At 71.1% G+C, this 14508-nt stretch carries 9 protein-coding genes; 4 read left to right on the forward strand and 5 right to left on the reverse strand.

Going from position 1 to position 14508, the window contains the following annotated elements; all coding sequences use genetic code 11:
• Positions 1–7 precede the first annotated feature (7 nt).
• Positions 8–1819 carry an ABCB family ABC transporter ATP-binding protein/permease gene (locus C7389_RS09905; RefSeq protein WP_133590871.1) on the forward strand — a complete coding sequence of 604 codons (1812 nt, stop codon included), beginning with the start codon at positions 8–10 and terminating at the stop codon, positions 1817–1819.
• Between the two features lie 153 nt (positions 1820–1972).
• On the opposite strand, the gene xdp1 is transcribed toward C7389_RS09905, so the two are convergent.
• Together xdp1 and prsT are read right to left on the reverse strand one after the other, a co-directional pair.
• On the reverse strand, positions 1973–2707 hold the full coding sequence (gene xdp1, locus C7389_RS09910) for an exosortase-dependent surface protein XDP1 (protein WP_133590873.1): 735 nt from the start codon (positions 2705–2707) through the stop codon (positions 1973–1975).
• Positions 2708–2844: 137 nt separating this feature from the next.
• Positions 2845–5658 carry an XrtA/PEP-CTERM system TPR-repeat protein PrsT gene (gene prsT, locus C7389_RS09915; protein WP_133590875.1) on the reverse strand — a complete coding sequence of 938 codons (2814 nt, stop codon included), beginning with the start codon at positions 5656–5658 and terminating at the stop codon, positions 2845–2847.
• Between prsT and C7389_RS25695 the strand changes: the two genes are divergently transcribed.
• Positions 5657–5785, forward strand: a complete 129-nt coding sequence (locus C7389_RS25695) for a hypothetical protein (protein WP_281275373.1) — start codon at positions 5657–5659, stop codon at positions 5783–5785. The genes prsT and C7389_RS25695 overlap by 2 nt on opposite strands.
• Positions 5786–5841: 56 nt before the next feature.
• Here C7389_RS25695 and C7389_RS09920 read toward each other — a convergent pair whose 3' ends face one another.
• Positions 5842–7977 (reverse strand): sensor domain-containing diguanylate cyclase, encoded by a 2136-nt coding sequence (locus C7389_RS09920; RefSeq protein ID WP_162851713.1) that lies wholly within the window; start codon positions 7975–7977, stop codon positions 5842–5844.
• Positions 7978–8217: 240 nt separating this feature from the next.
• On the opposite strand from C7389_RS09920, the gene C7389_RS09925 reads away from it, so the two are divergent.
• Both C7389_RS09925 and C7389_RS09930 read left to right on the forward strand, forming a co-directional pair.
• Positions 8218–10122 carry a sensor histidine kinase gene (locus tag C7389_RS09925; RefSeq protein ID WP_133590879.1) on the forward strand — a complete coding sequence of 635 codons (1905 nt, stop codon included), beginning with the start codon at positions 8218–8220 and terminating at the stop codon, positions 10120–10122.
• Positions 10119–11453 carry a sigma-54-dependent transcriptional regulator gene (locus tag C7389_RS09930; protein ID WP_133590881.1) on the forward strand — a complete coding sequence of 445 codons (1335 nt, stop codon included), beginning with the start codon at positions 10119–10121 and terminating at the stop codon, positions 11451–11453. The genes C7389_RS09925 and C7389_RS09930 overlap by 4 nt, the downstream gene beginning before the upstream one ends.
• Before the next feature lie 77 nt (positions 11454–11530).
• Here C7389_RS09930 and C7389_RS09935 read toward each other — a convergent pair whose 3' ends face one another.
• Entirely contained in the window at positions 11531–13171 is a 1641-nt protein-coding gene (locus tag C7389_RS09935; RefSeq protein ID WP_133590883.1) for an ATP-dependent DNA ligase, read from the reverse strand.
• On the reverse strand, positions 13168–14265 hold the full coding sequence (locus tag C7389_RS09940) for a ligase-associated DNA damage response exonuclease (protein ID WP_133590885.1): 1098 nt from the start codon (positions 14263–14265) through the stop codon (positions 13168–13170). Before C7389_RS09940 ends, C7389_RS09935 begins: the two co-directional genes overlap by 4 nt.
• Between the last annotated feature and the right edge of the window lie 243 nt (positions 14266–14508).

Below are 14508 nucleotides of genomic sequence, written 5' to 3' on the forward strand. Positions count from 1 at the left end.
CCGCCGCATGCGCCGCGCCTCCTCCCTGCCCGCCCCCGTTGGCGACACCGGCCAGCGCCGCGACTGGCAGACGCTGAAGAGCCTGCTGCCCTTCATCTGGGCCCACCGCCTGCGGGTGCTGCTGGCGCTTTCCTGTCTGATCGCCGCCAAGGGCGCCAACGTGGCGGTGCCCCTGGTGTTCAAGCACCTGGTGGACGCGCTGACGATCACGCCGGAGCAAGCCTTCATCGTGGTACCGGCGGCGCTGCTGCTGGCCTACGGCGCGCTGCGCTTTTCCACCTCGCTGCTGACCGAGCTGCGCGAGCTGGTGTTCGCCCGGGTGACGCAGGGCGCGGTGCGCGAGATCTCGCTGCGGGTGTTCCGCCACCTGCATGCGCTCAGCCTGCGCTTCCACCTGGAGCGGCAGACCGGCGGCCTCACCCGCGACATCGAGCGCGGCACCCGCTCCATCGGCTCGCTGATCAGCTACACGCTCTACTCCATCCTGCCGACATTGGTGGAGATCGGCCTGGTGGTAGGCATCCTGCTGGTCCAGTACGACGCGGTGTTCGCCCTCATCACGCTGGCCACGCTGGCGCTCTACATCGTGTTCACCGTGGCGGTGACCAACTGGCGTACCGCGCTGCGGCGCGAAGCCAACGAGCTGGACTCGGCCGCCAACGCCCGCGCCATCGACAGCCTGCTCAACTTCGAGACGGTGAAGTACTTCAACAACGAAGCCTTCGAGGCCCGCCGCTACGACGAACAGCTGCAAAAATGGACCGCCGCCCAGCTGCGCAACCAGATGTCGCTGTCCAGCCTCAACATCGGCCAGGCGGCCATCATCGCCGTCGGCGTCACCGCGATGATGTGGCAGGCCGCCAGCCGGGTCGCCGCCGGCAGCATGACGCTGGGCGACATCGTGCTGGTGAATGCCTTCCTCATCCAGCTCTACATCCCGCTCAACTTCCTCGGCGTGATCTACCGCGAGCTGCGCCAGGCGCTGACCGACATCGAGCGCATGTTCGGCCTGCTCGGCCAGCACCGCGAGATCGCCGACGCCAGCGACGCCCGCGTGCTGCCGCCAGGGCCGGCCGGCGTGCGCTTCGAGGCGGTGGATTTCGCCTACGACGCCCGCCGCCCCATCCTGCACGGCGTGGACCTGGACATTCCCGCCGGCCGCACGGTGGCTGTCGTCGGCCACTCCGGCTCCGGCAAATCCACGCTGGCGCGCCTGCTGTACCGCTTCTACGACGTGCAGGGCGGCAGCATCCGGGTGAATGGCACCGACATCCGCCAGCTGACGCAGGACAGCCTGCGCGCCGCCATCGGCATCGTTCCGCAGGACACCGTGCTGTTCAACGACAGTCTCTACTACAACATCGCCTACGGCCGGCCGGACGCCAGCCGCGCGGAAGTGGAGGCCGCGGCGCGGGCGGCCCAGCTGGAAGACTTCGTCGCCCGCCTGCCGGAGGGCTATGACACCCGCGTCGGCGAGCGCGGCCTGAAGCTCTCCGGCGGCGAGAAGCAGCGGGTGGCCATCGCCCGCGCGCTGCTGAAGAACCCAGCCATCCTGATCTTCGACGAGGCCACCTCGGCACTGGACTCCCGCACCGAAAAGGCCATCCAGGGTCAGCTGGAACTGGCGGCGGAAGGCCGCACCGCGCTGGTCATCGCCCATCGCCTGTCCACCGTGATGAATGCCGACGAGATCATCGTGCTGGACCAGGGCCGCATCATCGAACGCGGCCGCCACTTCGATCTGCTGGCCCGCGACGGCGCCTACACCCAGATGTGGCTGCTGCAGCAGCAGGAAGAGGCATTGGCCGAGCAGGCCTGAACCGGGCTCTCCGGCGACCAGCAGCAGACTTCATCCGGTACCGGCCGGCAATAAAAAACGGCAGCCTTTTCAGACCGCCGTTTGGCTTGCTGCGGGTCGCACCTCTGCGGGTGCTGCCACCCTCCCTGATTGCCTCAGTTGCTCAGTTCCAGGTCAGTCGCGCTTGCGCCGGATCCCGAGGATGCCCAGGAAGGCGGCACCGGCCAGCGCCAGGGAGCCCGGCTCCGGTACATGGGTGACGGGGGGAGGCGGCTGCTTCACCGTGCCGCTGACAGCGGCAACCTTGACGTAGTCGTAGCGGGATGAGGTGAAGCTCTGCCAGCTGCCGTTGCTCTTGTCGCCGGAGGTGACGCCCAGCGTGCCGTCGAAGCCGCCGGCGCCGATCAGCCAGAAGCTGGAGTAAAGATTGGCGGCTGCGTTCAACTGCACCGTGTTGCTACCGACGTTGGCGTAATTGCCGACCAGCGACCAGCCGTTGCTCAGCAGCGACGCGTAGGTAGCCCCGGCCAGGGAGCCAGTGAAGGGAGTGGCGCCGGTGTAGGCCAGCACGAAGATGTCGCTGTCGGTCTGGGTCCAGCCGAGGGAGACGCTGTCCAGGTGGACCGACTCGGTGCCGAAGTTCAGCATCAGCATTTCGTAGCCAGACTTGTTGTCCAGCGAGTGCTGGCCGTCGGAACTGGATTCGCCGCCGACGCCCACGCCGGAGCCAGCCCAGTAGCCGGTGCTGGTGGAGTAGATGGCGCTGCTGTTGTTGCTCGCCTTCCACCCGGTTTCAGTCGGCGCGGTCGAACTCTTGTTGTCCAGCGTCCAGGTGGTAGAGGCCAGCGCGCAGCTTCCGCATAGGGCAAGGGCCGTACCCAGGACGAATTTTTTGACGATGTAGTTCATTCTGCTCTCCGAAACAACTTTCGTCCGGCTCAAAGCAATCATCGAGCCAATAAAAAATTTATCTTAATAATCAAACTCATTGCCCCTAGCAGAGGAGCGAATGTATCAGTATGTGTAAAAAAATCTGACAGCCACTACTACAACGTAAGACGGAGGCGCCTGGCCTCTTCCGCGCCGTCGAAAGTGCTACTCAGGCGCAAGGCGCCGTCCAGTTCGTCGCGCGCTTCCTGGACACGGCCCACCTTGGCCAGCACGTAGGCCAGGTGCCAGCGCACCTCGGCGTTGTCCGGGGCCCGCAGGCGGGCGTCGCGCAGGTAGCGCAGCGCATCCTCATAGCGCTCGCCGCGGGCGAGCGCCCAACCCAGGGTGTCGATGACGTTGGGGTCGGCCGGAGCCAGGGCCAGCGCCTTCTGCGCGGTGGCGATGGCGGCGCCGTCCTTCATGTGGATCTGGATGTTGGCGAGGTTGTTGTAGGCGCTGGCGTCGGTGGGCACCTCGGCGACCAGGCGCTCGTACTCGCGCCGTGCCGCAGCCCAGTCACCAGTGCGCATATGGATCTCGGCCAGCGCGCGACGCACCGCCGGCTCCGGCTTCTCCTTCAACCATTGCTGCAGCAGCGGCGCCGCGGCGGCGGCCTTGTCCTGCGCCAGCAGCACCTGCACCCGGCGCAGCAGCAGCTCCGCCGAGGGTTGGCGTTCCTGGGCCTGGCGGTAGGCTTCGGCGGCGGCCGGCAGCTGACCGCGGGCGAAGGCGATGTCGCCCTCCACCCGCAGGGCATCCACCGCCTTCGGGTCCAGCCGGCGCAGTTCGCGCACCCGCTCGCCGGCCTTGTCGAACTCGCCGCGGGCGAGCGCGGCCTCGGCGGCCAGGGTGAGCGCGCCGGCATGCTCAGGCCGGCCCTGCAGCGCCTTCTGCGCGTTCTTGGCGGCTTCGTCCGCCGCGCCGGCACGCAGTTGCAGGTAGCCGATGCGCACCTGGGCATCGGGGTCGTATTCGGCGATGCGCGACATTTCGCGCAAGGTCTGCTGGGCGGCGCGGGTATCGCCCACCGCCTGCTCGATGCGGGCCAGTTCGGCCAGCGCGGCGAGGTCGCCGGGGCGGCGCATGGTGAGTGTGCGCATGGCCTCCAGCGCGGCCTGGCCTTCGCCGGCGGCGAGGCGGACTTCGGCCAGGGCGAGGCTGGCGGCAATGTTGTCCGGCCGGGCAACCACCGCCTTTTCGAACCAGCGCATGGCATCGGCATTGTTGCCGGCCTGCTGTTCGAGCACGCCGGATTCGTAGAGGGCGACGCCGTCGTTGCGATCCTTTGCGAGCATTGCCGCGTAACGCTGGCGGGCAGCGTCCAGCTTGCCCTCGGCGCGGTCCACCCGGGCGAGGTTGAGCTGGGCAGGGATGAAGCTGGCATCGCGCTTGAGCGCCTCGTTGTAGGCGTTGCGGGCACCAGGAAGGTCGCCATTGCTGGCCAGCGCGAGGCCAAGCAGGTTGTGCGCCGCCGGGTTGGCAGCCTGCGCCTGCACCGTCTTGCGCGCGGCGGCGACTGCCTTGGCGCGCTCGCCGCCACGCATCAGCAGGTTCACATAGGTGGCGGCGAGGCCGACATCCTGCGGCGCCTTGTCGAAGGCAGCGGCAATGCTGCGCAGGCCGGCGTCAGTGTCGCCCATGCCGACGCGGCCAAGGCCGAGGGCGGTCTGCAGCCGGGGATCCTCGCCGGCGCCGCGGGCGGCGGCACGCTCCAGGGTTTCGGCCGCCTTGGCGTAGCGCTTCTGCGCCAGTTGCACCCGGCCGAGCAGGTAGAGCGCCTGGGCATCGTCCGGCTGCTTGCGCAGCACATCTTCCAGCAGGGCCTGCGCCGGGGTGGTTTCGTTGCGTTCGACCAGCACGGCGGCGAGCAGCTTGCGCGCGCCGAGGTTGCGCGGGTAGCGGGCGACCAGCACGTCCAGGTATTTGCGCGCCTTCTCGAACTGGCCGGTGGCGTGGTGAGCCAGCGCGCCGGTCATCAGCAGCTGTTCCTGGGTGGCCAGCCATTCGGCCGGCAGGTTTTCCAGCAGATCGCCGACCTGCAGCATCTGCGCGTTGGCGGCGGCGCCATCGCCCCGGCGGCTGGCAAGCAGGGCGCGCAGGTAGGCGACGCGCGGCTCCTTCGGCATGTCGACGGCGAGCTTGTCCAGCATGGCGGCGGCTTCAGCGTCGCGGCCGAGGTCGAGCAGGATGCCGGCGCGCGCCACACGGGCGTCGAGCTGGCCGGGCTGCAGTTCGATGGCGCGGGCGTAGTCTTCCAGCGCGGCGGGCAGGCGGCCGGTGGCATGGGCCACCGAGGCGCGCACGTTGTAGGCGGCGGCATCGCGCGGGGCCAGTTGCACCGCGCGCTCGGCGCGCTCCCGCGCCAGCTCCGGCTTGCCGCTGCCCAGCAGCACCGGCACCTCGGCCACCAGCGGCACCGCGGAATTCGGGTCCAGCGCGCGGGCGGCGGCGAAGCTGCGTTCGGATTCGTTGCCCTTGCCCAGATTGGCATAGGCGGTGCCGCGCAGGCTCAGCAGTTCGAGCTGGGCGGCGGGCGGCAGGCCTTCGGGCTGCAAGCCGTCCACCACCAGGGAGGCGCGGCCCTGCAGCAGGTAAATGCGTGCCAGCGGCACCGCCACCTCGGCGCGGCTGGCGCCCAGGCGCAGAGCTTCACGGAAGGAGACCTCGGCGGCGCCGAGTTCGCCCTGGTCGAAGTAGCTGCGGCCCAGCAGCAGGTGGGCGGCGAGCATGTTGCGGTCCTGCTGCAGGGCGTTCTTGAGCTGGATGACCGCACCCGGCAGATCCTGCTTCTCGTAGCGCGCCAGGCCGTCCTCGTAATAGCGGCTGGCGGCAGCCGGATCGGACTGCGCCGCCTGCGCAACGATGCTGCTGGCGCTGAGGACGAGCACCGTCAGCAGGCGACGGACGGGGTGGTTTCGGGACGCGGGCATGATCGGTGGATATGAAATCGACAGGGAAACGGCGGAAATGCCGCGGGAGTATATGCCCGCCGGCGGGCGCCGTGCCGTTAAATCCGTCCGCGGCGACGTGCTGCGCTATGCCCTGATTTTCCTGTGATTTTCGCGCCAGGACCGGCAGCGCGCCGCCATCGGCGGCGGAAACACCGGGCTGGATCAGGCGGCGACGGCGATGCGCCGCAGGCCGTGGCTGCCGCGTTTGGCGTGGTACATGGCGCGATCGGCGGCGCGCAGTAACTCGTCCAGCGTGCGGCCGTGCTGCGGGTAGAGGCTGACGCCGACGCTGGCGCCCAGATTGAACACGCCGCTGTCGAGCAGCAGCGGCGCGTTCAGCGCGTCCATCAGCTTGCCGGCCGCCTCCAGCGCATCCCCGGCGCCGCCGACCTGGGCCAGCAGCACGACAAATTCGTCACCGCCGACGCGGGCCACGGTATCGCTCTGGCGCACCAGTTCGCGCAAGCGGCTGGCCACCGCGCGCAGCACCTCGTCGCCCACCGCATGGCCGTGGGTGTCGTTCACCGGCTTGAAGGCGTCGAGATCGAAGTAGAGCAGCGCCATGCCGCGGCCATCCCATTCGGCGAGGCTGGCAGCCTGGTCGAAGCGGCCGCTGAGCTGGATGCGGTTGGCGAGGCCGGTGAGGCCGTCGTGCAGGGCGAGGTGGCGCACGCTGGCCTCCTGCGCGCGGCGCTCGCTGATGTCGGAGAAGATGGCGATGCAATGTTCCGCCTGGCCGTGCTCGCCGCGCACCAGGGTGGCCGACAGCGCCACCGGGAAGCGGCCGCCGCCGCGGTGGCGGGCCTCCAGCTCGCCCTGCCAGTGGTCGCGCGCACCCAGCGCCTGGCGCACCTGGGCGAACAGCTCCATGCCGCCGACGCCTTCGCCGCCGGTGCCCAGCACTTCCTCCGCCGGATAGCCGGTGAGGCGGGTGAAGGCGGGGTTCACCGATGCGATGCGGCCCTCGCCGTCGAACACCACGATGCCCTCGCCGCTGCGCTCGAACACCCGCGCCGCCAGCGCCAGCTGGGCGGCCAGCGCCTGGCGCTCGGTGAGGTCCGCCATGACACCGACCAGGCCGCCGTCGCCGCCCCCGCCGCCCACACCGCGGTGAAAGGCGGCGCGCACCACCAGGTGGTGGATGCGGCCGGCATCGTCGGCGATGCGCACCCGCTCATCGAACAGCACCGCTCCGCTGCCGGCAGCCGCGGCGGCGAGAAAACGCTCGCAGCGGGCAGCGGCCAGCACACGGTCTTCCGCCAGCAGCAGCTCGGTCCAGTGACGGCCCAGGCTTTCGTCCGCCGCGCGGCCGGACAGCCGCTGCCAGGCGGGGTTGAGGTAGCTCAGCCGGCCGGCGGCGTCGGTACGGAACAGCACGTCGTGGATCTGCTCGGCCAGCTCGCGGTGCAACTGTTCGGAATCTTCCAGCCGGGCGGCGACGCGGTTGAAGCGCCACAACAGCAGCAGCACGAACAGCGCCACGCCGGCGCCGGCCGCGCGCACCCGCCACACCGCGGCAGCCAGGCCGGGCACGCCGTCCAGCGGCATCGCCGCCATGTCCCATTCGCCGTCGAGCACGCGCACATCGAGCTTGAAGGCGGCCGGATCGTCGAACAGCGCGCCGTCGCCCCAGAACACTGCGCCGCCGCTGCCCAGGCCATCCACCCCGCGCAGGGCGATCTGATAGCGCAGCTCGGCTTCGTGCAGGCCGCTGCGCACGAGCAGGCGGTCGAAATCTATCGGCGTGCTCATCAGCCCCCAGTAGCGGCCACTGCGCGGCGCGGCGCCGGGCGGCGTGAGATGGATGGGCACGCGGTGGATCAGCGCGCGGCCGCCCTGCACCAGGGCCACCGGGCCGGCCAGCACCGCCCGGCCATCCGCCAGCATGCGCCGGGTGGCGGCGCCCTGCACCGGGTGATGCAGCAGGTCCAGCCCGACCGCAGCCTCGTTGCCCGCCATTGGATACACCATGGAGATGACGTTGTCCGGCGCCAGGGTGATGTTGCGCAGCAGGCTCTGGTCTGCCAGCAGCTCGCGGGCGATGAGGTCGAAATCCTGCTGGGAGATGCCACCCCGGGCGGCGACGTAGGACACCAGGCCGGCGGTGAGATTGGTGGCGCCGTTCAGCTCGCCCTCCAGGCGGGCGCGCAGCCCGGCGAGTTCGGACAGGCGCTCGGCGCGCCAGCGCTCCTGCAGGCGCGCCTCGAACATCTCGCCGGCGATGACGACGAACACCGCCGCCGCCACGCCCACCAGCGCGAGCGCCGCACTCATCACCGCCCGCGAACCGATACGCATCGTGCCTCCCTGAAGCCGGTGCCTAATTGTAGGCAGCGGATGCGGCCGGGCAAGCGGAAAGGCGCATCCTGCCTGCCTCGCGGCCTGCCGGCACGGCATGCCAGGCGGATCGCCCGCCCCGCGGCAGCCCCATTTCCGCCGCGGCAGTGCGGCGGAACAGCACTGCGCGGCGCGCGGCCGCCGCGCTTTCCTTCCCCGCCCCGCCCTCCTAGAATCGGCCGGCCCTCCGCCCGCCTCCCCATGGAAACCGACGCCCTTCCCCAGCCGGCTCCCGCCTTTCGTCGCCCGGCCCATCCGCCGCATCCGCTGCTGCTCGCGCTGTGCGTGGTGCTGGTGAGCCTGGCCGGCTTCGGCGGCTACCGGCTGAGCGAGCATGTGGGCATGCAGGCGCTGCGGGTGGAGGCCAGCCACCGGCTGGACCTGTTCGCCGCCGCGGTGGACGCGGTGGTGAACCGCTACGCCCACCTGCCGGCCACGGTGGAGCTGAGCCCGGAGGTGAACAGCCTGCTGCGCCTGCCGGGCGACGCCGGCCGGGCGGACGCCGCCAACCGCTACCTGGAGCGGCTCAACCACAGCATCGGCAGCATCGCCATCTTCATCCTCGATGCCAACGGCCATGCGGTGGCCGCCAGCAACTGGAACCAGCCGGACAGCTTCGTCGGTGAGGACCTCTCCTTCCGCCCCTACTTCCGCAGCGCCATGCAAGGCAAGGTCGGCCGCCACTTCGCCATCGGCACCACCCGCGGCGATCCAGGCTACTTCGTCTCCCACCCGGTGATGAATGCCGGCCGCCTGCTGGGCGTGGCGGTGATCAAGATCGGCTTCGCCGACCTGGACGAGACCTGGACCTCGCTGGGCTCGCCGGCGCTGATCGCCGATGACAAAGGCGTGGTCATCCTCACCTCGGTGCCGGCCTGGCTGTACACCGCGCTGGCACCGCTGAGCGAGGACGACAAGGCGCAGATCGCCGCCGACCGGCTGTACAACAACCGCCCCATCGGCCGCCTGCCGGTCACCCTCGCCGGCGGCGAGGAGAACGGCAGCACCGCGCGCTTCGACAGCCGGCTGGTGCTGCCGCCCACGCTGCCGCACAACAGCGGCTTCTACCTCGCCCAGTCGCGCGGGCTGCCGGACACCGGCTGGAAGCTGCTGGTGTTCTCCGAGGTGACGCCGGTGCGCCGCCAGGCCGCCACCCATGCGGCGCTCACCGTGGTCGGCGCCGGCTTCCTCATCCTGCTGCTGCTGGTGATCGCCCAGCGCCGCCGCATCCTGCAGGAGAAGCTGGAGGCGCAGGCGCTGCTGCAGCGCGCCAATGCCGAACTGGAGGGTAAGGTGGGCCGCCGCACCCGCGCCCTCACCGAGTCCATTGCCCGCCTGCGCAAGGAAATCGCCGAGCGCCAGCATGCCGAGCAGACGCTGCGGGCGGCGCAGGACGAGCTGGTGCAGGCGGCCAAGCTGGCGGTGCTGGGGCGGCTGGCCACCGGCATCACCCATGAGCTGAACCAGCCGCTGGGGGCGATGCGCACGCTGTCGGGCAATGCCATCGAATTCATCCGCCGCGGCGACCTCGCCACCGCCGAGAAGAACCTGGGCATCATCGGCCGCCTGATCGACCAGATGGGCGGCATCATCACGCCGCTGAAGACCTTCGCCCGCAAATCCCCGGCGGTACCCGCGCGGGTGGACGTGGCCCATGCGGTGGCCAATGCCCTGTTCCTGCTCGACCAGCGCCTCAAGCGTGCCGACATCACGGTGCACAACGGCTGCGAACCGGGCCGGGCGGTGGCCTGGTGCGACCAGAACCGGCTGGAACAGGTGCTGGTGAACCTCATTTCCAACGCCATCGACGCCATGCGCGGCCAAGCGGTGCGCGAGCTGGACCTGGGCGCCTACACCCACGGCGACGGCCGGGTGGTGCTGCGGGTGGGCGACACCGGCGTCGGCCTGCCGACCACGCTGCAGAACCGCCTGTTCGAGCCCTTCTTCACCACCAAGCCGGCCGGCGAAGGGCTGGGCTTGGGGCTGGCCATCTCGCGCGACATCGTGCGCGAGTTCGGCGGCGACCTTGTGGCCGACAACCGCGCCCGCGGCGGCGCCTTCTTCACCGTCTTCCTGCCCGCGGCCCCGGAGCCGCCCGCCCCATGACAACAGCGCTTTCCGTACTCATCATCGAAGACGACCCCGACGTCCGCCTCGGCTGCGAGCAGGCGCTGGAACTGGCGGGCATCCCGGTCACCGGCTGCGCCAGCGCGGAGGAGGGGCTGCGCCGGCTGACGCAGGACTTCGCCGGCATCGTCGTCACCGACATGCGCCTGCCCGGTGCCGACGGCATGGCGGTGGTGCGCCGCGCCCACGAGCTGGACCCGGCGCTGCCGGTGATCATGATCACCGGCCACGGCGACGTCACCCTGGCGGTGGAGGCGATGCGCAGCGGCGCCTACGACTTCATCCAGAAGCCCTTCGCCCCGGAACTGTTGATCGAGGTGGTGCACCGCGCGCTGGACAAGCGCGCGCTGGCGCTGGAAGTGGCCGACCTGCGCCGCCGCCTGGAGCGGCGCGAGGGCCTGGACGCGGCCTTGATCGGCCGCTCGCCGCAGATGGAGCGGCTGCGCCAGCTCATCCTCGACGTCGCCGGCAAGACGGTGGACGTGCTGGTGCGCGGCGAAACCGGCACCGGCAAGGAGCTGGTCGCCCGCTGCCTGCACGACCTCGGCCCGCGTCGCAAGGCCAACTTCGTCGCCCTCAACTGCGGCGGCCTGCCGGACAACCTGCTCGACAGCGAGCTGTTCGGCCACGAGGCCGGCGCCTTCACCGGCGCGCAGAAGCGCCGCGTTGGCAAGATCGAACACGCCAGCGGCGGCACCCTGTTCCTGGACGAGCTGGAAAGCATGCCGATGGCGGTGCAGATCAAGCTGCTGCGGGTGCTGCAGGAGCGGGTGATAGAGCGCCTGGGCTCCAACCAGCTGCTGCCGGTGGACACCCGGGTGGTGGCGGCGACCAAAGACGACCTGCTGGAACTGGCCGGCCAGGGCCGCTTCCGCGCCGACCTCTACTACCGCCTCAACGTCGTCACCGTGGAGCTGCCGCCGCTGCGCGAGCGCCGCGAGGACGTTCCGCTGCTCCTCGAGCACTTCATGCTGCAGGCGGCCCAGCGCTACGACCGCCCGCTGCCGCAGATGAGCGCCGAGCAGACCCACCGCCTGATGGCCCACCCCTGGCCGGGCAATGTGCGCGAGCTGCGCAACGTGGCCGACTGCCTGGTGCTGGGCGTGGGCAACAGCGTACTCGGCACCGCCGAGCGCAGCGACGCGCCCTCGCTGGCGGAGATGGTGGACCGCTTCGAGCGCAACCTGATCGACGAGACCCTGCGCCGCCACGGTGGCAACCTCAGCCGCGCCGCCGAGGCGTTGCGGGTGCCCAAGACCACGCTGCACGACAAGATCCGCAAGCACGGGCTGACGCCGCGCGAGGGTTGAAGCGGCCCGCCCATCATCGGCGCGGCGGCGGCCGAACTGTTCGCACCGCCCTTCCGTCGCCGCCCGCAGGCGGCCCCCTACTCCGGCAGCAGCGCCGCCAGCGTCTGCAGCGTGTCCGCCTCCGCCGCCGGCTTGTCGCGGCGCCAGCGCAGGATGCGCGGGAAGCGCACCGCCACCCCGCTCTTGTGGCGGGCGCTGCGGGCGATGCCCTCGAAGCCCAGCTCGAACACCTGCTCTGGCACCACGCTGCGCACCGGGCCGAACTTCTCCTGCGTGCTGCGGCGGACGATGGCGTCCACCTCGCGGATCTCGGCGTCGCTGAGGCCGGAGTAGGCCTTGGCGAAGGGCACCAGGCGACGCTGCGGCTCGCCTTCCGGCGCATCCCAGACGGCGAAGGTGTAGTCGGTGTAGAGGCTGGCGCGGCGGCCGTGGCCACGCTGGGCGTAGATCAGCACCGCGTCCACGCTGTAGGGGTCTATCTTCCACTTCCACCACACGCCTTCGTCCTTGCTGCGGCCGACGCCATAGGCGGAATCGCGCGCCTTCAGCATCATCCCTTCCACCCCCAGCGCGCGGGCGGACTCGCGCTGCCGCGCCAGCGCCTCCCAGTTCTCCCCCTGCAGCAGCGGCGACAGCCGCAGCGCGCGGTGGGGGTGGTGGGCGACCAGGCGCTCCAGCAGCGCGCGGCGCTCGGCCAGCGGCCGCCGGCGCAGATCCTCGCCCTCCCACTCCAGCACATCGTAGGCGCACAACACCACCGGCGCCGCGGCCAGCAGGCGGGGGCCCACCGTCTTGCGGCCAAGGCGGGTCTGCAGCGCGGCGAAGGGCTGCACCCGGTCGTCCTTCCACACCAGGATCTCGCCATCCACCACCGTGCCCTCGGGCAGCTCGGCGCCGAGCGCGGCCAGCTCGGGGAAGCGTTCGGTGACCAGATCCTCGCCGCGCGACCACAGCCAGCTGCGGCCGCCACGGCGTACCAGCTGGGCGCGTATGCCGTCCCACTTCCACTCCACCAGCCAGTGCGCCGGCGGCCCCAGGCGGGCGGCGAACCCGGCCACCGGCGCCTGCAGCGAGTGGGCGAGGAAGAAGGGATAGGGCAGGCCGTCCTCGCGCTCGAGCGGCGCCTCCGGCGGCGCCAGCAGGGCGGTGTAGCTGGCGGCGTCCGGCCGGGCGCCGATGCCGGTATAGCCGATCAGGCGCTGGGCGACGCGCTTGGTATCCACACCGCCGGCCTCGGCCAGCGCGCGGGTGGCGAGCAAACGGGAGACGCCGACGCGGAAGCTGCCGGTGATGAGTTTGGCGCAGACGAAGCGCTCCAGCGTGCCCAGCCCGGCCAGCAGCTCTGCCAGCCGCGACTGCAGCGACGCTGCCGGCAAGCCGCGCAACGGCAGCAGGCGCTCCTCCATCCACTCGGCGAGGGAGGCGTCGTCGCCGCCCGCGCCCTCCGGCAGCAGCAGCGCCAGCGTCTCGGCGAGGTCGCCCACCGCCTGGTAGCTCTCCTCGAACAGCCATTCCGGTACGCCGGCCGCGCGCATGGCGAATTCCCGCAGCTGGCGCACGGGCACCAGCTGGCGCGGCTTGCCGCCGGCGAGGAAGTAGGCCGCCCAGGCGGCGTCGGCCGGCGGCGCGGCCCGGAAGTACTCCACCATGGCGGCGAGCTTGGCGTTGCTGGAAGTGGTGGCATCCAGCGCGGCGTAAAGGGCGGCGAAAGCCTTCATTGCGCGGGCTCTCCGCCGGGTTTCGCCGGTGGCGTCGCCGGCTCGGCATCCGCCACATCGACCTGTGGCGCGACGCCCTCCTCCGTCTCGCTCCCGGCTGCCTCCTCCGCCTGGGCGCCCTCGCCATACTCGGTGTCGAAAGCCTGCGCCTGCAGGCCCTGCTCGGCGAGCCAACGCACCAGCACCGGCACGCTGCCGTGGGTGACGAAGACGCGGCCGGCGCCGGTGGCGGCGATGGCGGCGAGCAAGCCGGGCCAGTCGGCATGGTCGGAGAGCACGAAGCCGCGATCCACGCCCCGCCGCCGCCGGGTGCCGCGTATGCGCATCCAGCCGCTGGCGAAGGCGTCGGCATAGTCGCCGAAGCGGCGCAGCCATGGGCTGCCCTGGGCCGAGGGCGACGCCAGCACCATCGCCTGGCGCAGGGCGGCAGCCTCGCCCACGTCATTGACCCGCAGCGTGGCCGGCAGCGCCACGCCGGCGTCCCGGTAGGCGGCGTTGAGCGCCTCCAGCGCGCCATGGACCACGATGGGGCCGATGGCCGCATCCAGCATGTGCAGGATGCGCTGGGCCTTGCCGAAGGCGTAGCAGAACAGCACCGAGGTCCGGCCGGCGGCGGCGTTGGCGGCCCACCAGGCGTTGATCTGCGCCGCCAGCTCCGCCTGCGGCGGCCAGCGGTAGATGGGCAGGCCGAAGGTGGATTCGGTGATGAAGGCGTCGCAGCGCACCGGCTCGAAAGGCGCGCAGGTGCCGTCCGCCTCCAGCTTGTAGTCGCCGGAGGCCACCCACACCTCGCCGCCGTACGCCAGCCTCACCTGGGCCGAGCCCAGCACATGGCCGGCGGGATGGAAGCTGATGTCCACGCCTCGATGCCGCAGCGAGCGGCCGTAGGGCAAGGTCTCCAGCGGGATGTCGCCGAGGCGGGCGCGCAGGATGCCGGCGCCGGCCGCGGCGGCGAGGTAATGGCGGTGGCCGGGGCGGGCATGGTCGCCGTGGCCATGGGTGATCACCGCACGCGCCACCGGCCGCCAGGGGTCGATGTAGAAATCGCCGGGCGGGCAGTAGAGGCCTTCAGGGCGGGGTACGACGAGATCCATGGGCTTGAAGGAGGGGGTTCCGGGTCGAAAGGGGATCAGGGCCGCGGAACAAGCCCGCGCCCGCGGCAGACAGGGGAAGCAGCCGCCGTGCCCGCCCGCGGCGTTCGGTTTTCCGAACGGATGGCGCGGCGCAGGCACGGGTTCCCGAACGCGGGCCGCGGGTCTACCCGGATCAACCCCAATCGGATCAAGGGGCTAGGATGAAACCGGGCATTGGCACATTACGTGCGATAACCGCCGGCA

Origin of the sequence: Azoarcus indigens (assembly GCF_004361735.1) — a bacterium.
In the GTDB taxonomy this organism is placed as follows: domain Bacteria; phylum Pseudomonadota; class Gammaproteobacteria; order Burkholderiales; family Rhodocyclaceae; genus Azoarcus; species Azoarcus indigens.

Coding starts and splice junctions, on each gene's coding strand:
- C7389_RS09905 (WP_133590871.1), top strand. CDS start 8: ATGCGCCGCGCCTCCTCCCTGCCCGCCCCCGTTGGCGACACCGGCCAG.
- xdp1 (WP_133590873.1), bottom strand. CDS start 2,707: ATGAACTACATCGTCAAAAAATTCGTCCTGGGTACGGCCCTTGCCCTA.
- C7389_RS25695 (WP_281275373.1), top strand. CDS start 5,657: ATGATCGGTGGATATGAAATCGACAGGGAAACGGCGGAAATGCCGCGG.
- prsT (WP_133590875.1), bottom strand. CDS start 5,658: ATGCCCGCGTCCCGAAACCACCCCGTCCGTCGCCTGCTGACGGTGCTC.
- C7389_RS09920 (WP_162851713.1), bottom strand. CDS start 7,977: ATGCGTATCGGTTCGCGGGCGGTGATGAGTGCGGCGCTCGCGCTGGTG.
- C7389_RS09925 (WP_133590879.1), top strand. CDS start 8,218: ATGGAAACCGACGCCCTTCCCCAGCCGGCTCCCGCCTTTCGTCGCCCG.
- C7389_RS09930 (WP_133590881.1), top strand. CDS start 10,119: ATGACAACAGCGCTTTCCGTACTCATCATCGAAGACGACCCCGACGTC.
- C7389_RS09935 (WP_133590883.1), bottom strand. CDS start 13,171: ATGAAGGCTTTCGCCGCCCTTTACGCCGCGCTGGATGCCACCACTTCC.
- C7389_RS09940 (WP_133590885.1), bottom strand. CDS start 14,265: ATGGATCTCGTCGTACCCCGCCCTGAAGGCCTCTACTGCCCGCCCGGC.